This window comes from Microbacterium neungamense (assembly GCF_024971095.1).
In the GTDB taxonomy this organism is placed as follows: domain Bacteria; phylum Actinomycetota; class Actinomycetes; order Actinomycetales; family Microbacteriaceae; genus Microbacterium; species Microbacterium neungamense.
Map to the genome: position 1 here is coordinate 1,171,228 of NZ_CP069717.1, position 25,761 is coordinate 1,196,988.

General features: G+C 71.9%; 28 protein-coding genes. 21 read left to right on the forward strand and 7 right to left on the reverse strand.

Features of this window, described 5'->3' with window-relative positions; all coding sequences use genetic code 11:
• Window positions 1-28 precede the first annotated feature (28 nt).
• Window positions 29-796 carry a class I SAM-dependent methyltransferase gene (locus tag JSY13_RS05600; protein WP_259608026.1) on the forward strand — a complete coding sequence of 256 codons (768 nt, stop codon included), beginning with the start codon at window positions 29-31 and terminating at the stop codon, window positions 794-796.
• Here the strand turns inward: JSY13_RS05600 and JSY13_RS05605 are convergent.
• Both JSY13_RS05605 and map read right to left on the reverse strand, forming a co-directional pair.
• The gene (locus JSY13_RS05605; protein WP_259608027.1) at window positions 745-1,497 is read right to left on the reverse strand and encodes a DedA family protein; all 753 of its coding nucleotides are present in this window, start codon (window positions 1,495-1,497) and stop codon (window positions 745-747) included. The two genes, JSY13_RS05600 and JSY13_RS05605, sit on opposite strands and share 52 nt — an antisense overlap.
• 109 nt (window positions 1,498-1,606) lie before the next feature.
• Window positions 1,607-2,389, reverse strand: coding sequence for a type I methionyl aminopeptidase (gene map, locus JSY13_RS05610; RefSeq protein WP_259608028.1), 783 nt, complete (start codon window positions 2,387-2,389; stop codon window positions 1,607-1,609).
• A 103-nt stretch (window positions 2,390-2,492) separates the two neighbouring features.
• On the opposite strand from map, the gene JSY13_RS05615 reads away from it, so the two are divergent.
• The 9 genes from JSY13_RS05615 to JSY13_RS05655 all read left to right on the forward strand — a co-directional run bounded on the left by JSY13_RS05615 (window position 2,493) and on the right by JSY13_RS05655 (window position 9,572).
• Window positions 2,493-2,975 (forward strand): MFS transporter permease, encoded by a 483-nt coding sequence (locus JSY13_RS05615; protein ID WP_259608029.1) that lies wholly within the window; start codon window positions 2,493-2,495, stop codon window positions 2,973-2,975.
• A gap of 163 nt (window positions 2,976-3,138) precedes the next feature.
• Window positions 3,139-3,486, forward strand: coding sequence for a 50S ribosomal protein L19 (gene rplS, locus JSY13_RS05620; protein WP_259608030.1), 348 nt, complete (start codon window positions 3,139-3,141; stop codon window positions 3,484-3,486).
• Window positions 3,487-3,603: 117 nt separating this feature from the next.
• Entirely contained in the window at window positions 3,604-4,335 is a 732-nt protein-coding gene (gene lepB / locus JSY13_RS05625) for a signal peptidase I (protein ID WP_259608031.1), read from the forward strand.
• Window positions 4,332-4,991 (forward strand): ribonuclease HII, encoded by a 660-nt coding sequence (rnhB, locus tag JSY13_RS05630; protein ID WP_259608032.1) that lies wholly within the window; start codon window positions 4,332-4,334, stop codon window positions 4,989-4,991. Before lepB ends, rnhB begins: the two co-directional genes overlap by 4 nt.
• 43 nt (window positions 4,992-5,034) lie before the next feature.
• Window positions 5,035-5,361, forward strand: a complete 327-nt coding sequence (locus JSY13_RS05635) for a DUF2469 domain-containing protein (protein ID WP_259608033.1) — start codon at window positions 5,035-5,037, stop codon at window positions 5,359-5,361.
• A 96-nt stretch (window positions 5,362-5,457) separates the two neighbouring features.
• Window positions 5,458-5,820: a YraN family protein gene (locus JSY13_RS05640; RefSeq protein ID WP_259608034.1), complete on the forward strand. Its 363-nt coding sequence runs from the start codon at window positions 5,458-5,460 to the stop codon at window positions 5,818-5,820.
• Complete coding sequence (locus JSY13_RS05645) at window positions 5,817-7,346, forward strand: YifB family Mg chelatase-like AAA ATPase (RefSeq protein ID WP_259608035.1); 1,530 nt, start codon at window positions 5,817-5,819, stop codon at window positions 7,344-7,346. Before JSY13_RS05640 ends, JSY13_RS05645 begins: the two co-directional genes overlap by 4 nt.
• Window positions 7,343-8,521, forward strand: a complete 1,179-nt coding sequence (dprA, locus tag JSY13_RS05650) for a DNA-processing protein DprA (RefSeq protein WP_259608036.1) — start codon at window positions 7,343-7,345, stop codon at window positions 8,519-8,521. Before JSY13_RS05645 ends, dprA begins: the two co-directional genes overlap by 4 nt.
• 145 nt (window positions 8,522-8,666) lie before the next feature.
• The gene (locus JSY13_RS05655) at window positions 8,667-9,572 is read left to right on the forward strand and encodes a tyrosine recombinase (RefSeq protein WP_259608037.1); all 906 of its coding nucleotides are present in this window, start codon (window positions 8,667-8,669) and stop codon (window positions 9,570-9,572) included.
• Window positions 9,573-9,593: 21 nt separating this feature from the next.
• Here JSY13_RS05655 and JSY13_RS05660 read toward each other — a convergent pair whose 3' ends face one another.
• Entirely contained in the window at window positions 9,594-10,106 is a 513-nt protein-coding gene (locus JSY13_RS05660; protein ID WP_259608038.1) for a murein hydrolase activator EnvC family protein, read from the reverse strand.
• Window positions 10,107-10,533: 427 nt separating this feature from the next.
• Between JSY13_RS05660 and rpsB the strand changes: the two genes are divergently transcribed.
• From rpsB to JSY13_RS05690, 6 genes are all read left to right on the forward strand, one after another.
• On the forward strand, window positions 10,534-11,385 hold the full coding sequence (gene rpsB / locus JSY13_RS05665; protein WP_259608039.1) for a 30S ribosomal protein S2: 852 nt from the start codon (window positions 10,534-10,536) through the stop codon (window positions 11,383-11,385).
• 48 nt (window positions 11,386-11,433) lie between these two features.
• Entirely contained in the window at window positions 11,434-12,261 is an 828-nt protein-coding gene (tsf, locus tag JSY13_RS05670) for a translation elongation factor Ts (protein ID WP_259608040.1), read from the forward strand.
• A gap of 94 nt (window positions 12,262-12,355) precedes the next feature.
• Entirely contained in the window at window positions 12,356-13,072 is a 717-nt protein-coding gene (gene pyrH, locus JSY13_RS05675) for a UMP kinase (protein ID WP_259608041.1), read from the forward strand.
• A gap of 71 nt (window positions 13,073-13,143) precedes the next feature.
• Complete coding sequence (gene frr / locus JSY13_RS05680) at window positions 13,144-13,698, forward strand: ribosome recycling factor (RefSeq protein ID WP_259608042.1); 555 nt, start codon at window positions 13,144-13,146, stop codon at window positions 13,696-13,698.
• A gap of 6 nt (window positions 13,699-13,704) precedes the next feature.
• Entirely contained in the window at window positions 13,705-15,042 is a 1,338-nt protein-coding gene (locus tag JSY13_RS05685; RefSeq protein ID WP_259608043.1) for a phosphatidate cytidylyltransferase, read from the forward strand.
• Complete coding sequence (locus JSY13_RS05690) at window positions 15,042-15,620, forward strand: DivIVA domain-containing protein (RefSeq protein WP_259608044.1); 579 nt, start codon at window positions 15,042-15,044, stop codon at window positions 15,618-15,620. The genes JSY13_RS05685 and JSY13_RS05690 overlap by 1 nt, the downstream gene beginning before the upstream one ends.
• A gap of 33 nt (window positions 15,621-15,653) precedes the next feature.
• On the opposite strand, the gene JSY13_RS05695 is transcribed toward JSY13_RS05690, so the two are convergent.
• The gene (locus JSY13_RS05695; RefSeq protein ID WP_259608045.1) at window positions 15,654-15,836 is read right to left on the reverse strand and encodes a hypothetical protein; all 183 of its coding nucleotides are present in this window, start codon (window positions 15,834-15,836) and stop codon (window positions 15,654-15,656) included.
• Between JSY13_RS05695 and JSY13_RS05700 the strand changes: the two genes are divergently transcribed.
• Genes JSY13_RS05700 through JSY13_RS05710 form a run of 3 tightly spaced genes read left to right on the forward strand, consistent with a single transcriptional unit; the run spans window position 15,811 to window position 17,375 of the window.
• Window positions 15,811-16,341 (forward strand): aggregation-promoting factor C-terminal-like domain-containing protein, encoded by a 531-nt coding sequence (locus tag JSY13_RS05700; protein ID WP_259608046.1) that lies wholly within the window; start codon window positions 15,811-15,813, stop codon window positions 16,339-16,341. The genes JSY13_RS05695 and JSY13_RS05700 overlap by 26 nt on opposite strands.
• Window positions 16,342-16,350: 9 nt before the next feature.
• Entirely contained in the window at window positions 16,351-16,638 is a 288-nt protein-coding gene (locus JSY13_RS05705) for an Rv1322 family protein (RefSeq protein ID WP_259608047.1), read from the forward strand.
• Entirely contained in the window at window positions 16,635-17,375 is a 741-nt protein-coding gene (locus JSY13_RS05710; RefSeq protein ID WP_259608048.1) for an alpha/beta hydrolase, read from the forward strand. Before JSY13_RS05705 ends, JSY13_RS05710 begins: the two co-directional genes overlap by 4 nt.
• Here JSY13_RS05710 and JSY13_RS05715 read toward each other — a convergent pair.
• Window positions 17,350-18,405, reverse strand: coding sequence for an AI-2E family transporter (locus JSY13_RS05715; protein ID WP_259608049.1), 1,056 nt, complete (start codon window positions 18,403-18,405; stop codon window positions 17,350-17,352). The two genes, JSY13_RS05710 and JSY13_RS05715, sit on opposite strands and share 26 nt — an antisense overlap.
• A 172-nt stretch (window positions 18,406-18,577) precedes the next feature.
• Between JSY13_RS05715 and JSY13_RS05720 the strand changes: the two genes are divergently transcribed.
• Both JSY13_RS05720 and JSY13_RS05725 read left to right on the forward strand, forming a co-directional pair.
• Window positions 18,578-20,476 carry a DUF8094 domain-containing protein gene (locus tag JSY13_RS05720; RefSeq protein ID WP_259608050.1) on the forward strand — a complete coding sequence of 633 codons (1,899 nt, stop codon included), beginning with the start codon at window positions 18,578-18,580 and terminating at the stop codon, window positions 20,474-20,476.
• A 16-nt stretch (window positions 20,477-20,492) separates the two neighbouring features.
• Window positions 20,493-21,425 (forward strand): tetratricopeptide repeat protein, encoded by a 933-nt coding sequence (locus JSY13_RS05725; protein ID WP_259608051.1) that lies wholly within the window; start codon window positions 20,493-20,495, stop codon window positions 21,423-21,425.
• 49 nt (window positions 21,426-21,474) lie between these two features.
• On the opposite strand, the gene glgB is transcribed toward JSY13_RS05725, so the two are convergent.
• Together glgB and JSY13_RS05735 are read right to left on the reverse strand one after the other, a co-directional pair.
• Window positions 21,475-23,682: a 1,4-alpha-glucan branching protein GlgB gene (gene glgB, locus JSY13_RS05730; protein WP_259608052.1), complete on the reverse strand. Its 2,208-nt coding sequence runs from the start codon at window positions 23,680-23,682 to the stop codon at window positions 21,475-21,477.
• Window positions 23,679-25,760, reverse strand: a complete 2,082-nt coding sequence (locus tag JSY13_RS05735) for an alpha-1,4-glucan--maltose-1-phosphate maltosyltransferase (protein ID WP_432806441.1) — start codon at window positions 25,758-25,760, stop codon at window positions 23,679-23,681. Before JSY13_RS05735 ends, glgB begins: the two co-directional genes overlap by 4 nt.
• Window position 25,761: the final 1 nt, after the last annotated feature.

The following is a 25,761-nucleotide window of genomic DNA, read 5'->3' on the forward strand; positions in this document are numbered from 1 at the left end:
TCGCTCTCGGCGCTGATAGCGTCCAGGCATGGTCGATGAGGTGCTGGCGAAGTCGTTCCTGGATGCCGGGGAGGACTACGAGCGGTACCGGCCGGGCTTCCCCGAGGCCGCAGCCGAGGCGATCATCCCCGTGCCGGTGCGGGCGGCGCTCGATCTCGGCGCGGGAACGGGGAAGTTCACCGAGCGGCTGATCGGCCGGGCATCCCGCGTGATCGCGGTCGAGCCTTCGAGGCCGATGCTCGACGTGCTGCGCGCCAAGCTGCCGTCCGTGGAGGCGCTGATCGGCACCGCCGAGGAGGTGCCCGTGGAGGACGCCTCGGTCGACGTCGTCACGGTGGCGCAGGCCTTCCACTGGTTCGACCGCGAGCGCGCCTGCGCGCAGATCCGCCTCGTGCTGGTTCCGGGCGGCGTTCTGGGCCTGCTGTGGAACCGCTTCGATCCCGCGTGCGCATGGGACCGCGCGTGTCAGCGGATCCTGCATCCTGCTCTCGGCGACCGACCGGGTGCCACGACCGCGTCGGTGACCGAGGAGCTGCCGGGATTCGTGCTCGAGGCCCGTCGCGAGATCGCGTGGCGCGAGCGGATCACGCGCACCGGCTACCTCCGCCGCTGGCAGACCGTCAGCAGCTTCCTCGTCGCGGATGACCGGGAGCGTCGGCGGATGACGGCGGGGATCGAGGCGGCCGGGATCACCGAGGTGTTCGTGTACCGGAGCGCGAAGCGCCGGGACGGCACGGGATCTGCTCAGCGGGCGGAACCCGCGGGGAGCGGTCCGGTCGAGGCCTCCGCGTCCTGATCCGCGTCGGCACCGGCTGCCGTCCGCCCGCGCCGCAGCTCACGCGGTTCCGGTTCGCGCCGGGCCGCCCGGAGCGAGCGGGCGCGCACGACGGCGAACATCGTGAGTACGAGGCCGACGGCGGCGATCACCACGTTCTGGGCCACGTCGACGTACTGCTCGACGATGTGCCAGCCGGTGCCGAGGAACCAGCCGCACAGGATGAACAGCGTGTTCCAGAGCAGGCTGCCGATCGCGGTCAGCAGGCCGAAATGCCACAGAGGCATCCGCGCGACGCCCGCCGGGAGGGAGATGAGGCTGCGGAACACGGGCACGAATCGCCCGAAGAACACCGCCTTGCCGCCATGCCGTTCGAACCACGCCACCGTCCGGTCCACGTCCGCCGCCGACACCAGCGGCAGCCGGTCGGCCACCCGGCGCAGTCGGCTCACGCCGAAAGCCGCCCCCAGCCCGTACAGGGCGAACGCCCCCGCAAGCGAACCGAGCGTCGTCCACGTCACCGCCTCCCACAGCGCGAACGCCCCCTGATGGGCCGCGAGGCCCGCCATCGGGAGAATGGCCTCACTCGGCAACGGCGGGAAGAGGTTCTCCAGAGCGATGGCCACGCCGGCGCCGGCGGGTCCGATCACATCCATCAGACGCACGACCGTGTCGATCAGCCAGCCCAGCCAGGATCCGTCGTTCGCCGCGGCGTGTCGCATCGTCATCGTCTGGCGTTCCCCCGGTCGTCGGACGTGTCACGCACGAGGGTAGACGGCGGGCTTCAGCTGTGCCTGGGAGCCGCCTGCACGAGAACCGTCCCGCTGCCGGTCAGTCGACGCCGAGGAAGGAGCGGTCGGTGAGCACGATCGGTCCGTCCGCGGTGACCGCGACGGTGTGCTCGGAGTGGGCTCCACGGGAGCCGTCGGCGCTGCGCAGCGTCCAGCCGTCGGGGTCGGTGATCAGCTCGTCGGTCGTGGCGAGGAACCACGGCTCCAGGGCGAAGACGAGGCCCGCGCGCAGCGGGAACCCGCGGCCCGCGCGTCCGTCGTTCGGCACGTGCGGGTCGCCGTGCATGATCCGCCCGACGCCGTGCCCGCCGAAGTCGGTGTTGATCGAGTACCCCTCGCCCCGGGCGACGGCGGCGATGGCGGCCGAGATGTCGCCGATCCGGTTGCCGACCGTGGCGGCAGCGATCGCCGCGTCCAGGGCGCGCTCCGTGGTGTCGATGAGGCGCAGGTCCTCGTCGCGCGGCGTGCCGACGACGAAGGAGATCGCCGAGTCGGCGACCCAGCCGTCGACGGACACCGCGAAGTCGAGCGAGACCAGGTCGCCGTCGCGCAGGTCGTAGTCGTGCGGCAGGCCGTGCAGCACCGCGTCGTTCACGGAGGTGCAGATCACCTTCCCGAACGGGCTCGCTCCGAACGACGGGTGGTAGTCGATGTAGCACGACTCGGCCCCGGCCTTGCGGATGAGGTCGTGGGCGCGGCGGTCGATGTCGAGCAGGTTGGTGCCCACGGTCGTCTCCTCGCGCAGCGTCGCCAGGGTCTCGGCGACGAAGCGGCCGGCGGCGCGCATCTCGTCGATCTCGGCCGGGGTGCGCAGTTCGATCATGGGGTAGTCCTCTCGTCGGCATCCATTCTCCCCGATGCGCACACGGTGGATGCTCACAGCGAAACCCGGGTGGCGACCCGGGGACGCGACGTACGATCGAGGCATGTGGTTGCGACGCGCCTTCTTCCGCTGGCTCCTCCCGGCGGCCTTCGTGCTGCCGCTGTGGCTGCTGGTCGGCTGGGGCGTCTTCCAGGCCGGTGGCTGGGCGTTCGTCTGGGTGCTGTTCATCGCCATCCCGTCGGTGCTGGTCGGGCAGCTGCTGCTGACCCTGCTCACCCGCTCCCGGCCCTCCGTGCGCGCGGAACGGGCCGTCTCGTGGTGGGACGTGCTCGGCTTCACGAGCTGGCACGCGCTCACCATCGCCGTCGGCTTCTTCATCGACGGCGCATTCGGCTGGCTGCTCACCGGCGCGATCCTGGCCGCCATCGGCCTGTTCTGGCTGCAGCTGTGGCAGCTGTGGAACGAGGCGCGGGGGAGCGGCGCACGCATCCGCGAGACCATCACCTGGTCGCGGGTCGAGAGCGCCGCGCCGCCGACGACCGCGCACGACGTGATCGTCATCCGGGAGCGCGACGAGCGCGAGTGACGCGGTTTGGCGGGCCGTCCGCTTCATGGCAGAATGGATGCTTGTGCCGTGACCCGGCTCTGCCTCAGGGGAGCCCGCGGACGCCTTGCGCGCCGTTCGGCACGAACCCGTTCCATTCCCTTCCATTGCATCCGACCTGTGGCGAGTGCAGAGAGAGACGATCATGCAGATCCTCGACGCCGTCGACGCGGCTTCGCTCCGTTCCGACATCCCCGACTTCAACCCCGGTGACACCGTCAAGGTGCACGTGAACATCACCGAGGGCAACCGTTCCCGCATCCAGGTCTTCCAGGGCGTCGTCATCGCCCGCCAGGGTGACGGCGTGCGCGAGACCTTCACGGTCCGCAAGATCAGCTTCCAGGTGGGCGTCGAGCGCACCTTCCCGGTGCACTCCCCGGTGATCGACCACATCGAGGTCGTCACCCGCGGTGACGTTCGCCGCGCCAAGCTCTACTACCTGCGGAACCTCCGCGGCAAGAAGGCGAAGATCAAGGAGAAGCGCGACAACTGACCGCGCCTCTGCCACGACGCACCCCGGGACCCGCTCCCGGGGTGCGTTTCGTTGTGCCGGTGATGTGCAAGGCTTGAGGATGCCGTCGTGGGGCGGTGCCCGATGCAGAGGATGGACATGACGACCGAAGCCGCTCCCGCCGCCGATCGACCCAAGCGGCACCGCGGAATGCTCGTCTTCGTGCGGGATGTGCTGGTCATCCTCCTCGTCGCGGCCCTGGTCTCCTTCGTCGTGAAGACCTTCGTGGTGCGCTCGTTCTACATCCCGTCCGGGTCGATGGAGCGGACCCTGCTGGTGGACGACCGCATCCTCGTCGACGAGCTGACGCCGCGCTGGGCGGGCTACGACCGCGGCGACGTCGTCGTGTTCAAGGATCCCGGCGGCTGGCTGCCGCCGCAGCCGCAGCGTCCCGCCCGCCCCGCCCTCGTCGAGGCCGTGGACGCCGTCCTCACGTTCATCGGCATCTCCGCTTCCGACTCGCAGGACCACCTCGTCAAGCGTGTGATCGGGATGCCCGGCGACCATGTCGTGTGCTGCAACGCTCTCGGGCAGATCACGATCAACGGCTCGCCCATCGACGAGCTGAGCTACCTCAACCTCCCCGACGGCGACACCGCCGCCTCCAACGCGGCCTTCGACGTCACCGTGCCCGAGGGGTCGTTGTGGGTGATGGGCGACAACCGCGACCGCTCCCAGGACTCGCGGGCTCACCAGGACCTGCCCGGCGGCGGGTTCGTGCCGCTGCAGAACGTCGTGGGCCGGGCGTTCCTGACCACCTGGCCGCTGGACCGCCTGGGACTGATCGACACCCACGACGACGTGTATCGTGCTGTGCGGGAGCCGGAATGACCGTCGTCGCACCCAGACTCACGCTCGAGAGGTCGCTGCTGAAGGAGTTCGACCTCATCATCGCGCTGGACGAGGTCGGTCGCGGGGCGCTGGCCGGACCGGTCGCGGTCGGAGCAGCGGTGATGGATGCCGCGGGGGCGCGGCGCCGGGTGCCGGAGGGACTGCGCGACTCGAAGCTCATCACGGAGAGGCGACGGCCCGAGATCGCCGAGAAGGCGCGCGGGTGGGTGCTCGCCTCCGGCGTCGGATGGGCCAGCGCCGCGGAGATCGACGAGGTCGGCATCATGCGGGCACTGGGCTTGGCGGCCTCGCGGGCGGTGGAGGCCGTGGTCGCGCAGGGCGCGGACGTCGACAGCGCCCTGGTGATCCTCGACGGCAACCACGACTACGTCTCCCGCGTGCATCCCACGCGTCTCACGGTGCGGCCGGTGATCAAGGCCGATCGCGACTGCGCGTCGGTGTCCGCCGCATCCGTGATCGCGAAGGTGGCGCGGGACGCGTACATGACGACGCTGCACGACGAGCACCCGGCCTACCAGTGGGACCGCAACAAGGGGTACGCGAGCCCCGAGCATCGCGAGGCGATCCGCGAGTGCGGGCTGTCGCCGTTCCATCGCGCCTCCTGGTCCATCGCCGACGCACCCACCCTGTTCTGACCAGGACGGCGCGGCCCGGCCGGACTCGTAGGATGGAGTCATCATGGATGAGGAAGCCTTCGACGACTACGACCGCGAACTCGAGCTGGCGCTGTTCCGGGAGTACCGGGACGTCGTCTCGCAGTTCCAGTACGTCGTCGAGACCGAGCGCCGCTTCTACCTCGCCAACGAGGTCAACGTGGTGCGGCGCGACACCGAGCACGACTTCTACTTCGAGATCTCGATGCACGACGTGTGGGTGTGGGACATCTACCGCGCCGACCGGTTCGTGAAGGCCGTGCGGGTGCTCACCTTCAAGGACGTCAACGTCGAGGAGCTGCAGCGCCGCGAGTTCGAGCTGCCGGAGGAGCTGTCGCTCGACGGCAAGTGAGCGATCGTCCTGCACAGACAGCCCGATCCGGGAATCCGTCCCGAGGTGCCGTGATCCCGGTCCCGGGCGGTGCGGCCGGTGCCTCAGGCTGTCGGCATGGCAGCGAAGGACGACCTCGGACGCGCAGGTGAGGACCGCGCGGCGGCGCACCTGGATGCGCTCGGCTACGACATCATCGACCGGAACTGGCGATGCCCCCAGGGCGAGATCGACATCGTGGCGCGGATCGGGGGAGTCCTCGCCGTCGTCGAGGTGAAGACCCGCCGATCCGAGAGCTACGGGCATCCGTTCGAGGCGATCGACGCGCGCAAGCGCCGTCGGCTGTGGCAGCTCGCGTACGCGTGGGCGCAGGCGCATCCGGATGCCGCGGAGCACCGCACCATCCGTCTGGAAGCCATCGGCCTCACCGGCCGGGATGCCGCCACCGCGCGGCTCGAGCACCTCGTGGACCTGCTGTGAGGACCGCGCGGACGTGGGCGGTCGCGCTCACCGGAGTCGACGGCCACATGGTCGAGGTCGAGGCGGACGTGTCGAATCAGACGCCGGAGTTCAAGATCATCGGACTGCCGGACAAGTCCCTCGGCGAGGCGGTGCAGCGCGTGCACAACGCCTGCACGAACACTGGGCTCGACCTGCCCCGGCGGCGACTGACCGTCAACCTGTCCCCGGCGAGCCTGCCCAAGCAGGGCTCCGGCTTCGACCTCAGCATCGCGGTGGCGACCCTCGCGGCCGGCGGGGCGCTGCCGGTCGGCGCGATCCGGTCGACGGTGCACATCGGCGAGCTCGGCCTGGACGGCCGGCTCCGCCCGGTGGCGGGCGTGCTGCCCGCCGTGTACGCGGCGGCCCGCGCAGGGTTCGGCCGAGTCGTGGTCCCGGAGGCGAACGCGGAGGAGGCGCGCCTGGTGCCCGGGATCGAGGTGCGGGGCGCCGCGACCCTCGGGGAGGTCGCCGCCTCGCACGGCGCGGACGTCGAGGTCGGGGACGTCGAGCCGGTGAGGCTGCCCGCCTCCGAGCCTCCGCCGGCCGAGGAGCTGGATCTCGCCGACGTCATCGGCCAGGACGAGGCGGTCGCGGCGCTCGTCGTGGCCGCCGCCGGCGGACATCATCTGCTGCTCAGCGGCCCGCCGGGCGCAGGGAAGACCATGCTCGCGCGCCGGCTTCCCGGGATCCTGCCACGGCTGGGCGAGGAGGAGGCCCTGGAAGTGGCTGCGATCCGCTCGCTGTCCGGCGAGGCGGTGACGAACCTCGATCCGATGCCGCCGTTCGAGGCGCCGCACCACAGCGCGTCCACCGCGGCGATGGTCGGTGGCGGGTCCCGGGTGGTCAGGCCGGGGGCGATCGTCCGGGCCCACCGTGGCGTGCTGTTCCTCGACGAGGCGCCCGAGTTCGCCCGGGCCGCGCTGGACGCTCTGCGCCAGCCACTGGAGTCCGGGTGGATCGACGTGCACCGCTCCGGGTTCACCGCCGGCTTCCCGGCGCGATTCCAGCTGGTGATGGCGATGAACCCGTGCCCGTGCGGCAACTACGGGGTGCGCGGCGCGGAGTGCACCTGCCCGCCGATCGCGATCCGCCGGTACGCGTCCAAGCTGTCCGGACCGCTGCGCGACCGGCTGGACATCGAGCTGCACGTGGCCCGGGTGGCCGCCGCCCGGGCCACCTCGGGGGAGCGTTCGGCCGTCACCTCGGCGGCGGCGCGCGCTCGGGTCCTGGCGGCACGGGAGGCGGCGGCGGAGCGCTGGCAGGGGACGCCGTGGCGGCGGAACGGCGACGTGCCGGGCAGCCGGCTGCGGCAGGGGCCGCTGCGGCTGCCGCCCGAGGTGCGGGCGCCGCTGGACCGCGCGCTGGAGCGCGGAGGCCTCACGCTCCGCGCCTACGACCGGACGCTGCGCCTGGCGTGGACGATGGCGGATCTGGGGGGCCTCGATCGCCCCGGCGCCGACGAGATCGGGCGGGCGCTGTTCCTGAAGAGAGGACTGCTGGCATGAGGAACCTGACGATCGACGGCCTGCTCGCGGACCGCGCCATCCGAGAGGCGGCCGCCGCGGTGCGGCCGGATGCGGACCCCGCCGAGACCGTGGCGCGGGCCGCGTGGTCGGTGCTCGCCGAGCCCGGCGACGGCGTCGCGGGAGCCCTGGTCCGGATGCTCGGCGCACCGCGCGCCCTGGAGCTCGCGCTCGACGAGGCGGCTCTCCTGGCCGCCGGGGACGACGTCACGCCGCGCGCGCTCGCGGACGCGCAGGCCCGGTGGCGGCCCCGTGCGGATCTGCGGGCCTTCGCCGACGCACTGCGCGGCGCGGCCGAGGTGGGCGCGCGGATGGTCATGCCCGGCGACGGCGAGTGGCCGGTCCTCCTCGATGATCTGGGCGCACACGCGCCCCTCGTGCTGTGGGTGCGCGGCGACGCGACGGCGATGGCCGCGGAGCCCGCGGTCGCCGTCGTGGGCGCTCGCGCCGCCACCGGATACGGTGAGCACGTGGCCGTCGAGCTGGCCGGGGATCTGGCGGCGAGCGGCGTCGCGATCGTCTCGGGCGGCGCGTACGGCATCGACGGGGCGGCGCACCGGGCGGCACTCGGTGTCGGCGGCACGACGGTCGCCTTCCTCGCCGGTGGCGTCGACCGCGCGTATCCGGCGGGGCACCAGCAGCTGTTCGAGCGGATCCGGGAGCACGGCGCCGTCGTCAGCGAGGTGCCCTGCGGCGCAGCGCCGACGAAGTGGAGGTTCTTGCAGCGCAACCGGCTCATCGCGGCGCTCGGGATGGCGACCGTGGTGGTCGAGGCGGGTTGGCGCAGCGGATCGCTGAACACCGCCGGGCACGCGGCAGCGCTGGGCCGTCCGCTCGGCGCGGTGCCCGGGCCGGTGACCTCGGCGGCGTCGGCCGGATGCCACCGGCTGATGCGCGAGTACGGCGCGGTGTGCGTGACCACGGCGCAGGAGGTGCGGGAGCTGTGGGGCGAGGAGCCGGCGGCGGCCGCGGCGCACGGCGACGACCCGGACCGCACACGGGTGTTGGACGCGCTCAGCGGACGCGCGCAGCGCGGGGTCGAGGATCTGGCACGGCGCACCGGGATGTCGGTGGACCGGGTGCGGTCCGTGCTCGGGCTGCTCGCCCTGGACGGCAGCGCGGTGCGCGGGGAGGTCGGCTGGCGCCGGGGCGGATGACCGGCCGCGAGCGGCCCGGGGGCCACGGTCCGTCCGCGGGGTCGGTCCGCGCCCGTACCCCCGCGGACGGCGGTGCGGCGGCGCGGCGCACACGCCGGCGGCGCGGCGCATACCGCCGGCGGCGCAGCGGCGGCAAGCTGGACGGGTGCGGTACACCGACGCGGTCGCGGCCTTCGTGACGCACCTGGAACGGGTGCGCCGGCTGTCGCCTGCCACGGTGCGCGCGTACCGCAGCGACCTCGCCGATCTCGGCGCCGGCCTCGGTGACGACATGGACGTCTCCGCCGTGGACCTCGAGCATCTGCGGGACTGGCTCTGGCGGGCCACGCAGCGCGGAGACGCCCGCTCCACCCTCGCGCGCCGCGCGGCCGCCGCCCGATCCTTCTTCGGATGGGCCAGGGACGAGGGCGTCGTCCCGGTCGACCCGAGCCTGCGACTGGTCACGCCGAAGAAGCCGAAGACGCTCCCCGCGGTCGCATCGAGGGACGGCATGCGGGCGCTCCTGGACGAACAGCAGGCGCGGGCGGCCGAGGGCGACCCCGTGGCGCTGCGCGACAGCGCGATGCTCGAGCTGCTGTACGGGTCCGGGATGCGGGTCTCCGAGCTCTGCGGCCTCGACGTCGACGATGTCGACCTCGACCGCGCCACCGCGCGCGTGCTCGGCAAGGGGTCGAAGGAGCGGGTGGTCCCGTTCGGCCTCCCGGCGCGGGACGCCGTCGGCGCCTACCTCGCCCGCGGACGGCCCGCGCTGTCGGCGCGACGCGACGGCCACACGCCGGCGCTGTTCCTGGGCGCTCGAGGCGGCCGGATCGGGCCGCGGACGGTCTACGCCCTCGTGGCGCGCGTGCTCGCCCCGCTCATCGGCGCCGAGACCGTCGGCCCGCACGCGCTCCGGCACACCGCCGCGACGCACCTGCTCGACGGCGGCGCCGATCTCCGCGCCGTCCAGGAGATCCTCGGGCACGCAAGCCTCGGCACCACCCAGATCTACACGCACGTCTCCGCCGAGCGGCTCACCGCCACCTACCGGCTCGCGCACCCGCGGGCGTGACCGGACACCCGCGCGGAACACTCAGGGAACCGTCCCGCAGCACGGCAGCAGCACCGCGCGCGGGACGGCGCCGAACAACGGGGCGGGGTTGACGTACGCCCCGTCCACCCGCAGGCCCACGTGCAGCGTCCCCGGGTCGGCGTGACCGCCCGTGACCAGCACGCCCACCGCCTCGCCCGCCTCGACCGCCGTGCCGGGGGCGAGGTCGGAGGCGACCGGCTCGAGGGTCGTGACGTATCCGGCACCGTGATCGATCGTCAGCAGCGGCCGGTCCACGACGACGCCCCGAAAGGCGACGACCCCGGCCGCGGGGGAGCGGACGGCCGCACCGGTCACGGCGCGCACATCCATGCCGCGGTGCCCCGGGCCGTAGGCGTGCGCGGGCGCCCGGAACGGCTCCGCCACGGCGCGCGGGCCGGGCACGGGCCACGTCCACGGGAAGCCCGGGGCCGCCTCGGGGGCGTCCGCCGCGGAGGACGCCGGACCTCCCGCGGCGAGAACGGTCAGGGCGAGGATCACGGCGGCGAGCAGCATCCGCCGGCGCGAGGGAACAGCCCGCCGTCGCGACGACACCGTCCGCCGGCACCAGGAACGCGCCCGCCGGCGCGAGGAGTGTGTGCGCATCGCCCCAGCATCCGCCGCTCCGGCCCCCGCGCGGATCGCGGATGCCGCACGCGGGGGAGAACCCGCGAGAACCACCCGCCGGTGCAGGAGAACACCAGCCCCGCGCCGTCCTCGGCGCACCGTCCCGGGCACCTCGATCCTGTACACTGGGCGATGCACCTCGACTCCGAGGTGACTACGCGTGCCCAGAGCGACTCCGGTCGCGGCATCCGCACCCACAGGTCCCTTCGAACGATACGTCGTCGGGCGGGTGCGCGCCGGGCACCAGGACAGCCGATCGGCCCGATCGGCCAAGCAACCTCAACGGCGCACACAGCGCCAGAATCAGGAGAAGACCATGGCTGTGGTCACCATCCGCCAGCTGCTCGACAGCGGCGTGCACTTCGGACACCAGACCCGTCGCTGGAACCCGAAGGTGAAGCGCTTCATCCTCACCGAGCGCAGCGGCATCCACATCATCGACCTGCAGCAGTCGCTGTCCTACATCGACCAGGCGTACGACTTCGTCAAGGAGACCGTCGCCCGCGGCGGCACCATCCTCTTCGTCGGCACCAAGAAGCAGGCGCAGGAGATCCTCGCCGAGCAGGCCGCGCGCGTCGGCCAGCCGTACGTCAACCAGCGCTGGCTGGGCGGTCTGCTGACCAACTTCTCGACCATCGCGAAGCGCCTCGCCCGCATGAAGGAGCTCGAGGAGCTCGACTACGAGAACCCGGCCGCCTCCGGCTTCACCAAGAAGGAGCTGCTGCTCAAGAAGCGCGAGCTGGACAAGCTGCACAAGTCGCTCGGCGGCATCCGCAACCTCTCCAAGACCCCGTCGGCGCTGTGGGTCGTCGACGCCAAGCGCGAGCACCTCGCCATCGACGAGGCCAAGAAGCTCGGCATCCCGGTGATCGGCATCCTCGACACCAACGCCGACCCGGACGACTTCCAGTACCCGATCCCCGGCAACGACGACGCGATCCGCTCCGTGTCGCTGCTGACCCGCATCATCGCCGACGCCGCGGCCGAGGGGCTGCAGCAGCGTCACAACCCGGACGCCGGCGACGCCGAGCCGCTCGCCGAGTGGGAGCGCGAGCTCCTCGAGGGCGGGGCCACCGAGGCCGCCGCCACCGAGACCGCCCCCGAGGCGGACGCCGCTCCGGCCGAGGAGACCGTCGAGGTCGCCGCCGCCGAGACCGCGGACAAGTAAGCACGAATCAGCAGACACGCACACCCACGAAGCAAGGAGCCACCACACATGGCCAACTTCACCATCGCCGACATCAAGGCGCTGCGTGAGCAGCTCGGCACCGGAATGGTCGACACGAAGAAGGCGCTCGAGGAGGCGGACGGCGACGTCGCGAAGGCGACCGAGATCCTGCGCCTCAAGGGCGCGAAGGGCAACGCCAAGCGCGCCGACCGTTCCACCAGCGAGGGCCTCGTCGTCGCGCGGGAGAAGGACGGCGCGGTCACGCTCATCGAGCTGACCTGCGAGACCGACTTCGTCGCGAAGAACGAGCGCTTCATCGCCCTGGCCGAGAAGGTCGCCGACGCGGCCGCCGCGGTCGAGGCCGACTCGGTCGAGGCCGTCCTGGCCGCTCCGGCCGGCGACCAGACCGTCGAGCAGCTGATCTCGGACGAGGCCGCCATCATCGGCGAGAAGGTCGAGCTGCGCCGCGTCCGCACCGTCAAGGGCGAGAACGTGTCGGTCTACCTGCACCGCACCAGCAAGGACCTGCCGCCGCAGATCGGCGTCGTCGTCGCCTACTCGGGCGACGACGCGGAGACCGCGCGCAGCATCGCCCAGCACATCTCCTTCGCCAACCCGTCGTACCTCACCCGTGAGGACGTCCCGGCCGACGAGGTGGAGAAGGAGCGCCAGCTGGTGACCGAGATCTCCCGCAACGAGGGCAAGCCGGAGGCCGCCCTGCCGAAGATCGTCGAGGGCCGTGTCGCCGCGTTCTTCAAGCAGGTCGCCCTGCTCGACCAGGACTACGCCAAGGACAACAAGCTGTCCGTGGGCCAGGTCGCCAAGGACGCCGGCATCACCGTGACCGACTTCGTGCGGTTCAAGGTCGGCGCGTAACACGCTGCAAGGGGTTCGGATCCGCCACGGGTCCGAACCCCTTCTTCATGCCCAGCCAGCCACTATCGTGAATCCCGGACGAGAGGACCCATCCATGACCGAACGCACCGGACGCCGCCGCGTCCTGCTCAAGCTCTCCGGAGAGGCCTTCGGAGCCGGGCAGCTGGGTGTGAACCCGGACGTCGTCAGCGGGATCGCCCGCGAGATCGCGGCGGCCGTGGACCGCGTCGAGATCGCCGTCGTCGTCGGCGGCGGGAACTTCTTCCGCGGCGCCGAGCTCAGCCAGCGCGGCATGGACCGCGGACGCGCCGACTACATGGGCATGCTCGGCACCGTGATGAATGCGCTCGCCCTGCAGGACTTCCTCGAGCAGGCCGGAGCCGCCACGCGCGTGCAGTCCGCCATCTCGATGACCCAGGTCGCCGAACCGTACATCCCGCTGCGCGCCGAACGGCACATGGAGAAGGGCCGGGTCGTGATCTTCGGCGCCGGGGCCGGACTGCCGTACTTCTCCACCGACACCGTGGCCGCGCAGCGCGCCCTGGAGATCCGCGCCAACGAGGTGCTGGTCGCGAAGAACGGCGTCGACGGGGTCTACACCGCCGACCCGAAGAAGGACTCCGCCGCCGAGCGCATCGAGCGCGTCACCTACCGGGAGGCGCTGCAGAAGGGGCTCAAAGTCGTCGACTCCACCGCCTTCAGCCTGTGCATGGACAACAACATGGACATGCGCGTGTTCGGCATGGAGCCGGCGGGCAATGTCACCCGCGCGCTGCTGGGCGAGGAGATCGGCACGCTGGTCACCGCGTGACCCGGCCGGGCGCGTGTCCCGCGCATCCCGACCGATAGAATTGCCGGAAGAACACGACGATAGGAGAACCCGTGATCGCGGATGTCCTCGCTGAAACCACTGCACGGATGGCACGTGCGGTCGACGCCGCCAAGGAGGACTTCGCGACGGTCCGCACCGGACGCGCGAACCCGCAGCTGTTCCAGAAGCTGCTCGTGGACTACTACGGCACGCCCACCCCGCTCGCGCAGCTCGCATCGCTCGCGAACCCCGAGGCGCGCACGCTCATCGTCACGCCCTACGACAAGTCGGCACTGAAGGCGATCGAGCAGGCGATCCGCGACATGCCGAACCTCGGCGCCAACCCGAGCAACGACGGCAACATCATCCGCGTGACCATGCCGGAGCTCACGCAGGAGCGGCGCAAGGAGTACGTCAAGCTCGTCCGCTCCAAGGGTGAGGACGCGAAGGTGCACGTGCGCGGCATCCGTCGCAAGGCCAAGGACGAGCTCGACGCACTCAAGGCCGAGGTCGGCGAGGACGAGATCGCGCGCGGCGAGAAGGAGTTGGACGCCCTCACGCGTCAGCACGTCGACCTGATCGACGACGCGCTCAAGCGCAAAGAGGCCGAGCTCCTCGAGGTCTGAGCGCAGATGTCAGGCGATGGCGAGGCGGAGGAGGACCGTCCGCTGACGCGCCGTGAGGCGCGCGCGGGCGAGACCGCAGCGGATGACGTCGGCGACGGGACGCCCGAGGAGGCCGGCTCGTCGGGGCGTCTCTCCGACGCCGTGTTCCCCGCGTTCGACGCCTCCGCGATCCCGCCGCGACCGCCCCTGCCGCCGCGAGCACCGTCGGGCGATGCCGAGAGCGCGGCACCTTCCCTTCCGGCGCCCCCGCCGCCGCTGCGGCTGCCGGCGCCCCCGCCCCCCGCACCGGCGCCGCCGCCGGCATCCGGAACGCCTTCCGGATCCGCCGCCCAGGGCGCCCCGGTACGCGCCGGCGCGCCGGGGCGGGGAGCACGGCACGAGCATCGCCTCGGCACCGGAGACCGCAGCATCATCCGCGAGCAGTGGCACGCCGCGCGCGAGGAACTGGAGTCCCACGTCTCCCACGCCAAGGACCACTTCGACCAGGCCAACGAGCGCATCAAGCAGCGCACCGGCCGCGACCTGCTCGTCGCGATCCTCATCGGGGTCGGATTCGGCGCGGTGCTGCTGGCCTCGCTGCTGATCGTGAAGTGGCTGTTCGTGCCGATCGCCCTCGCCGCGGCGCTGCTCGGTGTGTACGAGCTCGGGCGCGCGCTGCGCGGCGCCGGCCGGCACATCGACATGGTGCCGCAGCTGATCGGCGCCGGGCTCATCGTGCTCAGCGGATACTTCGCCGACGCCTGGCTCAGCTGGGTCGTGCTGTTCGCCTCCGTCGCCTTCGTCGTCGTGTGGCGGATGCTGGCGCAGATGATCGCCCAAGACGGGCGCACCTACGGCGACGTGCTCTCCGACGTCCTCGTCGGCGGCTTCATCCAGGTCTACGTGCCCTTCCTCGCCTCCGTCGCGCTGATGCTGCTCAGCCGCGAGAACGGCGAATGGTGGGTGCTCTCGTTCATCATCGTCGCGGTCGTCGCCGACACCTGCGCCTACGCCGCCGGGCTCGCCTTCGGCCGGCATCCGATGGCGCCGCGGATCTCCCCGAAGAAGACGTGGGAGGGCTTCGCGGGCGCGGTGCTCGGCTCCCTGCTGGCCGGGGTGCTGCTGGCGATGTTCCTGCTCCACGTCCCCTGGTGGACCGGCCTGATCCTCGGCGCCGCGATCCTGCTCTCGGCCACGCTCGGCGACCTCGGCGAGTCGATGCTGAAGCGGGACCTCGGGATCAAGGACATGAGCTCCTGGCTGCCCGGCCACGGCGGTCTGCTCGACCGGCTGGACAGCATCCTCCCCTCGACGGTGCCGGCGCTGGCGCTGTACCTCCTGTTCGCCCCCTGGACGGTTGCCTGATGACTGACGCCCCCGACGCCTCGGACACGCCGGAGCGCCCGCCCGCGTTCCCGCTCACCTCCGGACGCGAGAAGGGGTATCACCGCGCCGCGGTGGACACCTTCCTTGAGGCGGCCCGCCGCGCGTTCGAGAACGACCGGGACGAGCTCACCGCCGAGGACGTGCGCACCGCCTCCTTCCCGCTCGTCCGCGAGGGGTACGTGATCTCTGACGTCGACGCGGCCCTGGGCCGGGTGGAGGATGCCTTCGCCGCCCGCGCCCGCGAGCGCGCCGTGCGCGAGCAGGGCGTCGAGCAGTGGGTGGCGCGCGCCCGCGAGGAGGCGCAGGTCATCCTGGACCACCTCGGCCGTCCCCGCGGGCACCGCTTCGCCCGCACCGGCTTCCTCACCTTCGGCTACCGCGTGGACGAGGTGGACCACGTCGCCGACCGCATCGCCGGGTTCCTCCGCGACGGCGACGCGCTCACCGTCGACCAGGTGCGCACCGCCGCGTTCCGGATGCAGCGCGGAGGCTACCGCGAGGAGCAGGTGGATGCGCTGTTGGACGCGACCGTCGAGGTGATGCTCGCCGTCCGGTGAGTCGTCCTCGTCCGGTGAGTTCTCATGGAGGATTCAGCGCTGGATGCGTAGACTGTTGGCCATCGTGACTTCCGATAACGAATCGATCTCAGCCGGACGGCGTTCCGGGCCGTCGGCCACCCGGACCGGAACGCGGCGTCCCATCGCCGCGATCTTCGCGAGCCTGGCGGTCGTCGGCTTCTCGGCCGCGATGATCGCACCGACCGGCATCGCCATCGCCGAACCGCCCGCCGAGGACTCCGCGGTGACCGCGTTCTCCCTCGCCGCGGCCGACACCCAGAACCTGACGGTGTCCGTGGGCGGCACCGACATCGCCCCGGTCGCGCGCGCGGGATTCGAGGTGTACGTCACGCCCAAGCCGGCTCCGGTGCCGGCCGCCGCGCCCGCCGAGGAGGAGTCCGACGGCGGCGACAGCGCGCCTGCGAAGCCGTTCTACACCGGCGGCGGCTCCAAGGAGGAGTGGATGGCCGCTGCGGGCATCGCCCCCGCCGACTGGCCGTACGTCGACTACATCGTCTCGCGGGAGAGCGGCTGGAACCCGAACGCGACCAACAGCTCCTCGGGCGCCTGCGGTCTGGTGCAGGCGCTGCCGTGCAGCAAGGTCCCGGGCAACGGGTACGACCCGGTGGACAACCTCCGCTGGGCCGACGGCTACGCCACCGGTCGGTACGGCAGCTGGGCGGGCGCCTACGCCTTCTGGACGAACAACCACTGGTGGTAACCCGCCGCCATGCCGCGATCACGCAGACGCCGCCCCGCACCGCCGGAGCGTGAGGACGCGCTGGAGCGCCTCATCGCCGGCTGGAAGCGCACCGAGGTGCGTCGCGGCCGGGAGTGGAGCGTGCAGCCGGTGTCCGGTGCGCAGGCCGTGAAGGACTACGTCTGCCCCGGATGCGGGAACGCGATCACCGCCGGCACCGCCCACCTCGTCGCCTGGCGTGCCGACGGCGTGCTTGGGGAGGCCGCCGACCTCGCCGCCCGCCGGCACTGGCACACGCACTGCTGGCGGATCGGGTGACCTTCGAGATCCGCGGGCCCGTCCAGCTCCCCGCCCGGCGCGAGGACGTCGAGCTGGTCACCGCGGACGATCTGACGCTCGTCGGCGAGCTCGCCCTGCCGTTGAAGCGGCCGCCCGTGGCGACGCTGGTGACCCTGCATCCGCTGCCGACGGCGGGCGGCTGCATGGACTCGCACATCATCCGCAAGGCGGCCGCCCGCCTGCCCGCCCAGGCGGACCTGGCCGTGCTGCGGTTCAACACGCGCGGCACGAGCTCGCCGCGCGGCACCAGCGGGGGTGCTTTCGACGGCGGCGCAGCGGAGCAGTTCGACGTCGCGGCCGCGATGGACCTCGTGCACGACCGCGGCCTTCCCCGGCCGTGGCTGCTGGGCTGGTCGTTCGGGACCGAGCTGGCGCTGAAGTACGGCCGCGACCACGACGTCGAGGGCGTCATCCTCCTCTCACCTCCGCTGCACCGCGCCACCGACGCCGAGGTGGCCGCGTGGGCGGGCGACCCCCGGCGGATGGTGATCCTGGTGCCCGAGCTCGACGACTACCTCCGCCCCGACGAGGCGCGTCGCCGCTTCGCATCCGTCCCGCACGCCACGCTGATCGCCGTGGACGGCGGCCGGCATCTGTGGGTGGGGGAGAGTCAGACCCGGCGCGTGTTCACCGAGATCGTCGCCGCGGTGAACCCGGATGCCCTGCCGCTGGCGATCACGTGGGCCGAGGTCAGCGCTCGTTCATCCGCGGGATGAGCACCTGCCGGTAGATGATCAGGATGCTCGCGGCGACCGGGATCGCGATCAGCGCGCCGAGGAGGCCGAGCAGCGACCCGCCCGCCAGAGCGGCCACGACGACCACCCCGCCGGGCACCGCGACGGCCCGGCTCATGATGCGCGGGTTGATGAAGTAGGCCTCCACCTGCATGTAGATGAGGTAGTAGATCGCCGCGGCGATCGCCGTGCCCGGCGAGCCTAGACCCGGGATGAGGCAGGTGAGCACGATCAGCGTGGAGCCGGTGAGCGTGCCGACGAGCGGGATCAGCGAGAAGAAGAAGGCGACGACGGCCAGCACGGCCGGGAACGGCGCCTGGATGATGGTCAGGAAGATCGCGCTCAGCACGCCGTTGATGACGCCCAGCGTGACCTGCCCCATCACGTAGTAGCCGACCGAGTCGGTGATCTGGTCGGCGAGGTCGATGAAGCGCGGGCGCTTCGTCGCGGGGACGAGCTGGTACACGGCGCGCTTGAGAGAGGGGGTGGAGGCGGTGAGGTAGATGGTAAGGATCAGCACGATGAACGCGCCGAACAGCCCGGTCACGATCGTCGTGCCGACGACCACGACGCTCTCGGTGATCTGGGTCCAGTTGCCCAGCAGCCAGTTCGTCGCGTTGGTGAAGGTGTCGTCGACGAAGCTCTCCTGCAGCGCCGGGAAGACGGAGAGGATCCACTCCTTCACATCGCTGATCGTGGATCCCTCGAGGAAGGACGTGATCTGCTTCACCAGCTGGCCGATCTGCTCCACCAGGATCGGCACCACCATCAGCACGATCCCGGCGAAGATCGCCAGCACGCCGATGATCGTGATCAGCACCGCGGCCCAGCGCGGCAGACCGCGTCGCTCCAGCGAGGAGACGAGCGGGTCGAGGCCGAGGCTGAGGAACAGGGCGGTCCCGACGTAGAGCAGCACCGTGGACAGCGTCTGCAGGCTGCCGATCAGCAGCACGCCGAGCCCCACCCCGAGCGTCGCCACCAGTGCTGTGCGGAACGGATTGTGGATCTTCATGAGCCCTCCCTCTGCCGAGAAGCCTAGTTCCGCCGACCCCGGCTGACGCGCCGCACGCGTGCGGCGGGTCGCCGAAGGCCTGCTCGTGGGCAATGCCCAGGTGGTTTCGCTAGTCTGAAATGTCGAGCGGGGACCTCCGGCGGATGTCCGGGGTCACGTAAGGAGTCATTTCGTGCGTTTCGTATGGGCCGTCCTGGCCTTCGTGCTGGCCACGCTTCTCATCGGTGCCGGGATCGCCCAGCGCACGGTGTTCATGGGGCCATCGCAGGAGCGGATGGAGCTGAGCATCGAGGACCCCGAGCCGTACGTGCTCGTCGACGCCGAGGTGCTGCGCGCCAACCCCGGTCTGCAGACGCTGCTGGTCCGCGGCGAGGGCGAGATCTTCGTCGCCTACGGCCGCACCGCCGACATGACCGCGTGGCTGTCCGACACCGCCTACAACCATGTCTCGCTCACCCGCACGCAGCGGCCGAAGACCGAGCATGTCGACGCCGCGCAGCCGCGGGAGGACGGGGCCGCGACCTCGGGGCGGAACCCCGCCGGATCGGATCTGTGGCTGGACTCGTTCAGCGACGAGGACGCGCTGGTCGCGGAGATGCAGCTGACCGAGGGGGTCAGCGTGCTCATCGCCCGCGACGGCGTCGAGGACGCGCCCACCGACATCCTCGTCTCGTGGCCGCTGGACACCCGCACGCCGTGGGCGGGGCCGCTCATCGCGGCGGGGTGCGTCGTGCTCGCCGCGGGCCTCGTGCTGTACGTCCTCGCCATCCGGCACCAGCGCCGCGGTCGCGGTCCGCGCCGGAAGGGCCCGGGCCCGCTGCCCCCGACCGAGCCGATCGCCCTCGCTCCCGCCCCCGCCCGCGCCGCCGTCGAGGCCGGTGAGGCAGCGGACGGCGAGGTCGCCGCGGGTGAGGCCGGCGCGGATCGCGGCCCCGCGGATGCCGCCCAGGGCACGTCCGGCGCGAAGGGCACCGACGAGGGCACGGCGCCGCGCACCGCGCACCGGAGGCGCCGCATCGCGCTCGCCCTGCCCGCCGTCGTCGTGACCGCCGTGCTCGCCACCGGATGCTCCCCGGAATCGTGGCCCCAGTTCGGGGAGTCCTCGCCGACCCCGTCGCCGTCGCCCAGCGTGGTCGCGCCGGAGAACCAGAAGCCCCCGGCGGTGACCGAGAGTCAGGCGGTGCGCATCGTGCAGCAGATCGCCTCGACCCTCGAGCAGGCGGATGCCGAGCGCAACATCGACCTCGCCGCGACCCGCCTCGACGGCGCCGCGCTCGACGCGCGCCGCACCGACTACGCCCTCCGTGCCGCGATCCCCGACCGCCCCGCGCCGGCGGGCCTGCCCAGCGACAAGCTCAGTGTCGTCCTGCCCGAGGCGACGGAGACCTGGCCGCGCACCGTCCTGGTGCTGGCCGCCTCGGAATCCGACGAGACGGTGCCGCCGGTGATCCTCACGATGACCCAGGCGGACCCGTGGTCGAACTACCGCATCACGAGCATGGCGGAGATGCCCGCCGCCGTGGAGTTCCCGGACGTCGCCCCGGCCTGGCTGGGCGCCACCCGCGTTCCCGCCGAGTCCCCGTTCCTCGCCCTCGCGCCCGGGGAGGTGGCCGCCGGCTTCTCCGACCTCGTCGACAGCGGCGACGCGAGCGCATTCGGCTCCGCCTTCGACAGCGCGGCGAACGAGCTCGCCGCCTCCATCCGGGAGAGCCGTGCGGCGGTGGTCCAGGGGCTCTCCGACCGCGGGGCCGCCGAGACGTCCTCGGCCGCCTTCGACATGGCGCCCACCGACAAGGAGCCGGTGTCTCTCGCGACCCTCGACAGCGGGGCCGTGGTCACCGTCTCCGTCACCGACACCGAGACGATCACCCCCACGACGCCGGACGCCGTCATCCGCTTCGGCGACAACGCCGAGGCGAAGGCGCTCACCGGGGTCGGCGAGTCGGCCAAGGGCGTCGTCACGACCTACGCGCTGCAGCTGTTCTTCGCCGTGCCGGCCCAGGGCTCGTCCGAGCAGATCCGTCTGCTCGCGGTGCACCAGGACCTCATCGGCGTATCCGTCATCAAGTGAGTGTGAAGGGAACCCCGTGAGCGATATCTCTCCTGCCGCGCTCCGCGGCGCCGTCGACCTGTCGTCGCTGCGCAACCGTCCGCAGCCCCCGGCATCCGGCGAGGCGCCGGCGGCGCCCGGGGGCGGCGCGGTCTCGGACGTCGTCCTCGACGTGACGGATGCCTCCTTCGGCGAGGTGCTGGAGCTCTCGCGCACCGTCCCGGTCGTCGTCGACCTGTGGGCCGAATGGTGCGGCCCCTGCAAGCAGCTCAGCCCGATCATCGAGAAGGTGACCCGGGAGCAGCAGGGACGCGTGGTGCTCGCGAAGGTCGACGTGGACGCGAACCCGCAGATCGCCCAGGCGTTCCGCGCGCAGTCGATCCCGATGGTGATTGCCCTCATCGCCGGGCAGCCGGTGCCGATGTTCACCGGCGCCGTCCCCGAGGAGCAGGTGCGCGAGGTGTTCGCGCGGCTGCTCGAGGTCGCCGCGCAGAACGGCGTCACCGGCTCGGTGACGCCGGGCGAGGGCGGGACCGCCGAGCCGCAGGAGGCGCCGCTGCCGCCGCTGCACGCCGAGGCGTACCAGGCGATCGAGGACGGCGACTACGCGCGTGCGATCGCCGCGTACGAGAAGGCCCTGGCGGAGAACCCGCGCGACGAGGACGCCAAGGCCGGCCTCGGTCAGGTGCGGCTGCTCCACCGGGTGCAGGGACTCGACCTGCAGAAGACCCGGGAGGCCGCGGCGGCGGCGCCGCGAGACGTGCAGGCGCAGCTCGCCGTCGCCGATCTGGACCTGGCCGGCGGGCACGTGGAAGACGCCTTCGCACGTCTGCTCGACCTGTTCGCCGAGCTGCCCGCCGGCGAGCGCACGCCGGTGCGCGAGCGCCTGGTGGAGATGTTCGACCTCGTCGGCTCCGCTGACCCGCGGGTCACCGCCGCGCGCACCCGGCTGGCCTCACTGCTCTTCTGAGACCGCCGCGCCCCAGCCGCGGCCCGACCGCGCCTGAGCCGGCCGCGCCTCAGCCGTGCGCCGGGGTCGGCACGTGCGGCTCCGGCTGGTAGCGGAACCACAGGGTCGACAGGGCCGGCAGCGTCACCGACGCGATCGACGGACCGTCCTCCGCCTCGGGGTGCGCGGCGATCTGGCCGTAGTTGCCGACGCCGTGACCGCCGTACTCCGCGGCATCCGTGTTCAGCACCTCCTGCCACAGCCCCTCCGCGGGGAGCGCGAGCCGGTAGCCGGTGCGCGTGGCGCCGGCGAAGTTCGCCACCACCACGAGCCGCCCGCCGTGCGCGTCGCGCCGCTCGAACGCGACCACGCTCGGATCCCACGTGGGCGCGCCCAGCCGCGAGAACGAGGAGCCGTCGTTGTCCCGCTCCCACAGCGGGGCCTGCGCGCGGTAGATCGCGTTCATGGACCCGACGAACGACTGCAGCTGCGCGTGCAGGGGCTGCTCCAGCAGCCACCAGTCCAGCTCCCGGTCGACCGACCACTCGGCGATCTGCCCGAACTCCTGGCCCATGAACAGCAGCTTCTTACCCGGGTGCCCCCACATGTAGCCGAGGTAGGCGCGCACGTTGGCGAGCTTGTGCATGTGATCGCCGGGCATCCGCGCGATCAGGCTGCCCTTGCCGTGCACGACCTCGTCGTGGCTGATCGGCAGGACGTAGTTCTCGCCGAACGCATACACGAACGAGAAGGTGATCTCGCCCTCGTGGTGGGAGCGGTGGATCGGGTCGCGCTTGATGTACTCGAGCGAGTCGTTCATCCACCCCATGTTCCATTTGAACCCGAAACCGAGCCCGGCCCGGTTGGTGGGGGCGGTGACCCCGGGGAAGGCGGTGGACTCCTCCGCGATCATCACGATCCCGGTGTGCAGCCGGTACGCCGTCGCGTTGACCTCCTGCAGGAACCGGATCGCCTCCAGGTTCTCCCGGCCGCCGTGGATGTTCGGCTCCCACTCGCCGTCCTTGCGCGAGTAGTCCAGATACAGCATCGAGGCGACCGCGTCCACGCGCAGCCCGTCCACGTGGAACTCGCTGAACCAGTAGAGGGCGTTCGCGACGAGGAAGTTGCGCACCTCGTTGCGCCCGTAGTCGAAGATCAGCGTGCCCCAGTCCTGGTGCTCTCCGCGGCGAGGGTCGGGGTGCTCGTAGAGCGGGCGGCCGTCGAAGCGGGCCAGGGCGAAGTCGTCCTTCGGGAAGTGCCCGGGCACCCAGTCCATGATCACGCCGATCCCGGCCTGGTGCAGCCGGTCGATCAGGTAGCGAAGGTCGTCGGGAGAGCCGAAGCGGCTGGTCGGCGCGTAGTACCCGGTGACCTGGTAGCCCCACGAGCCGCCGAACGGATGCTCGGCCAGGGGCATGAACTCCACGTGTGTGAACCCGGTGGCGGTGACGTGCTCGATCAGCGGGTCCGCCGCGTCCCGGTAGCTCAGACCCCCGCGCCAGGACCCGAGGTGCACCTCGTACACCGACATCGGCTGCGCCACCGCGTGCGTGGCCGCCCGGCGGGTGAGCCAGGCGCCGTCGTTCCAGCGGTAGGCGCTGAGCGTGACCACCGAGGCGGTCGCCGGCGGGGTCTCCGCCGCCTGCGCCATCGGATCTGCCTTCAGGATCCAGCGCCCGTCCGGCGTGAGGATCTCGTACTTGTACCGGGCGCCGACCACGACGTCCGGGATGAACAGCTCCCACACGCCGCTCGAGCCCATCGAGCGCATCGCGTGCCCCTCACCGTTCCAGGCGTTGAAGTCGCCGACGACGCGGACCGCCTTCGCGTTCGGGGCCCAGACGGCGAAGTCGACGCCGGTCTCGCCGTCCAGCATCCGCGGGTGCGCGCCGAGCACCTCCCACAGCCGCTCGTGCCGTCCCTCGGCGATCAGGTGCAGGTCCAGCTCGCCCAGGGTGGTCAGGTGCCGGTACGGGTCGCCGGCGATCGTCTCCTCGTGCCCCTCGTACAGGGTCGCGATCCGGTACTTCACCGGGGGACCGTCGTGCCGGCCCTCCCAGATGCCGTGCGCGGTGTGCGCGAGGTCGAGCCGGGTGCCGTCCTCGAAGACCGCCGCGACGGATGCCGCGAGCGGGCGGCGGGCGCGGATGGTCGTGGTGGTGCGGCCCACGGCATCCGTGTCCGGATGCGCGCCGAGCACCGAATGCGGGTCGTGGTGGGACGCGTGGGCGACCGCCGCCCAGTCCTCGGATGCGGTGACGTCCTCGATGTAGCTCATGATCGCTCCTTCACCCTCAGGATGTGCACCGGCTCGGCGAATGCGTCGAGTCGAACGTAGTTGTGATCCGCCCACGTCCAGACGGCGCCGGTGAGCAGATCCTCGACCTCGAACGTGTCGCCCGGCTCGACGCCCCAGACCCGGGTGTCCAGGTGCACGGTCGTCTCGCGGACCGAGTGCGGGTCGACGTTCGCCACGACGATGATCGTGTCGGATGCCCCGGTGCCGGTGAACGCCGCGTCCAGATGCTTGCTGTACACGAGGATCGCGTCGTCGTCGCTCCAGTGGAACGAGATGTTGCGCAGCTGCCGCAGAGCGGGATGCTCGCGACGGATGGCGTTCAGACGGCGCAGCAGGGGAGCGAGCGACTCGCCCCGCGCCTCGGCGCCTGCCCAGTCGCGGAACTTGTACTCGTACTTCTCGTTGTCGATGTTCTCCTCGGAGCCCGGGCGGGCGACGTTCTCGATGAGCTCGTAGCCGGCGTAGACCCCGTACACCGGCGCCGCCGTCGCGGCGATGCAGGCGCGGATGCGATAGGCCGCCCGCCCGCCGAACTGCAGGTACTCGGTGAGGATGTCGTGGGTGTTCACGAACAGGTTCGGGCGCATGTAGTCGCTGGTCTCGTGCGCCACGGAGGTGAGGAACTCCTCCAGCTCCGCCTTGGTGTTGCGCCAGGTGAAGTACGAGTAGCTCTGCTGGAAGCCGACCCGGGCCAGCGCCCGCATCACGGCCGGCCGGGTGAACGCCTCGGCGAGGAAGATCACGTCGGGGTCCTCGGCGTTCACGGCGGCGATCAGCCACTCCCAGAACTGCAGCGGCTTGGTGTGCGGGTTGTCGACGCGGAAGATCTTCACGCCCTGGGCGACCCAGTGCCGGACGATCCGCAGCATCTCCGCGTAGATGCCCTCGGGATCGTTGTCGAAGTTCAGCGGGTAGATGTCCTGGTACTTCTTCGGCGGGTTCTCGGCGTAGGCGATCGTGCCGTCGGGCAGCGTGGTGAACCACTCCGGGTGCTCGGTCACCCACGGGTGGTCGGGGGAGGCCTGCAGCGCCAGGTCGAGCGCGACCTCGAGGCCGAGCTTGCGCGCCGTCCGCACGAACGAGCGGAAGTCCGCGGGCGTGCCGAGGTCGGGGTGGATCGCGTCGTGGCCGCCCTCGGGGGCGCCGATCGCGTACGGCGAACCGGGATCGCCCGGCTCGGCGGTGAGGGTGTTGTTGCGGCCCTTCCGGTTCGTGGTGCCGATCGGGTGGATCGGCACGATGTAGACGACGTCGAAGCCCATGTCCGCGACGGCCGGCAGGCGCTTGGCGGCGGTGCGGAAGGTGCCGCTCTTGATCGAGCCGTCCTTCAGCCGTTTGGCGCCCTCCGACCGCGGGAAGAACTCGTACCAGGCGCCCACCCCGGCCGTGGTGCGCTCGACGACGAGCCGCAGCTCATCGCCGGCGGAGTGCAGGGTGGTCAGCGGCCGATCGGCGAAGAACGCGGCCAGCGTCTCGTCGGTGGCGACGGCGTGCAGCTCCGCGGCGTCCTCGGCCCCGTCCTTCAGCCGCGCGGCGGCGGCCTTCAGCGCCCGCTTCTCGGCGGCGGGCCGGTCGCGCTCCTTCCCGGCGCGCGTGAGCAGCTCGACGCCGAGGGCGGACATCACCGGCACGTCCACGGCGGCCTCGGCCTTGACGGACGCGGCGTGCGCCCACGTCGCGAAATCGTCGGAGAACGCCTCGAACCGGTATCGCCACACCCCCTGCGCATCCAGCGCGACCTCGGTGCGCCAGCCGTCGGTGCCGTCCTTGAGCGGCGTCAGCCGGTGCAGCGACTCCTCCCCGCTCGGGTCGGTGAGCCGCAGGTGCACGCCGATGAGGTCGTGGCCCTCGCGGAACGCGACCACGCGGAACGGCACCACCTCCCCGGCGAACGCCTTCGCCGGGTATCCGTCCGCGACCCGGGGACTCGGGTCGGTCAGCGGGATGCGCCCGGCGATGGTCGCCGGCTCGTGCGGGGACCGCTCCGGCGCAGGCCGCAGGGGGATCTGTGCGGCGCTGCGATGCGCCGTCGGACGAGTGCCAGTACGTGCAGCCACA

Excerpts from the sequence above, each read along its gene's own strand:
- lepB (WP_259608031.1), top strand. The coding sequence starts at position 3,604 with ATGACGACCGAAGCCGCTCCCGCCGCCGATCGACCCAAGCGGCACCGC.
- map (WP_259608028.1), bottom strand. The coding sequence starts at position 2,389 with ATGATCGAACTGCGCACCCCGGCCGAGATCGACGAGATGCGCGCCGCC.
- rnhB (WP_259608032.1), top strand. The coding sequence starts at position 4,332 with ATGACCGTCGTCGCACCCAGACTCACGCTCGAGAGGTCGCTGCTGAAG.
- JSY13_RS05695 (WP_259608045.1), bottom strand. The coding sequence starts at position 15,836 with ATGGCGATGCCGGTCGGTGCGATCATCGCGGCCGAGAAGCCGACGACC.
- rplS (WP_259608030.1), top strand. The coding sequence starts at position 3,139 with ATGCAGATCCTCGACGCCGTCGACGCGGCTTCGCTCCGTTCCGACATC.
- JSY13_RS05700 (WP_259608046.1), top strand. The coding sequence starts at position 15,811 with ATGATCGCACCGACCGGCATCGCCATCGCCGAACCGCCCGCCGAGGAC.
- JSY13_RS05685 (WP_259608043.1), top strand. The coding sequence starts at position 13,705 with ATGTCAGGCGATGGCGAGGCGGAGGAGGACCGTCCGCTGACGCGCCGT.
- JSY13_RS05660 (WP_259608038.1), bottom strand. The coding sequence starts at position 10,106 with ATGCTGCTCGCCGCCGTGATCCTCGCCCTGACCGTTCTCGCCGCGGGA.
- JSY13_RS05705 (WP_259608047.1), top strand. The coding sequence starts at position 16,351 with ATGCCGCGATCACGCAGACGCCGCCCCGCACCGCCGGAGCGTGAGGAC.
- JSY13_RS05615 (WP_259608029.1), top strand. The coding sequence starts at position 2,493 with ATGTGGTTGCGACGCGCCTTCTTCCGCTGGCTCCTCCCGGCGGCCTTC.
- tsf (WP_259608040.1), top strand. The coding sequence starts at position 11,434 with ATGGCCAACTTCACCATCGCCGACATCAAGGCGCTGCGTGAGCAGCTC.
- JSY13_RS05635 (WP_259608033.1), top strand. The coding sequence starts at position 5,035 with ATGGATGAGGAAGCCTTCGACGACTACGACCGCGAACTCGAGCTGGCG.
- rpsB (WP_259608039.1), top strand. The coding sequence starts at position 10,534 with ATGGCTGTGGTCACCATCCGCCAGCTGCTCGACAGCGGCGTGCACTTC.
- JSY13_RS05640 (WP_259608034.1), top strand. The coding sequence starts at position 5,458 with ATGGCAGCGAAGGACGACCTCGGACGCGCAGGTGAGGACCGCGCGGCG.
- pyrH (WP_259608041.1), top strand. The coding sequence starts at position 12,356 with ATGACCGAACGCACCGGACGCCGCCGCGTCCTGCTCAAGCTCTCCGGA.
- JSY13_RS05690 (WP_259608044.1), top strand. The coding sequence starts at position 15,042 with ATGACTGACGCCCCCGACGCCTCGGACACGCCGGAGCGCCCGCCCGCG.
- JSY13_RS05605 (WP_259608027.1), bottom strand. The coding sequence starts at position 1,497 with ATGCGACACGCCGCGGCGAACGACGGATCCTGGCTGGGCTGGCTGATC.
- JSY13_RS05715 (WP_259608049.1), bottom strand. The coding sequence starts at position 18,405 with ATGAAGATCCACAATCCGTTCCGCACAGCACTGGTGGCGACGCTCGGG.
- glgB (WP_259608052.1), bottom strand. The coding sequence starts at position 23,682 with ATGAGCTACATCGAGGACGTCACCGCATCCGAGGACTGGGCGGCGGTC.
- dprA (WP_259608036.1), top strand. The coding sequence starts at position 7,343 with ATGAGGAACCTGACGATCGACGGCCTGCTCGCGGACCGCGCCATCCGA.
- JSY13_RS05600 (WP_259608026.1), top strand. The coding sequence starts at position 29 with ATGGTCGATGAGGTGCTGGCGAAGTCGTTCCTGGATGCCGGGGAGGAC.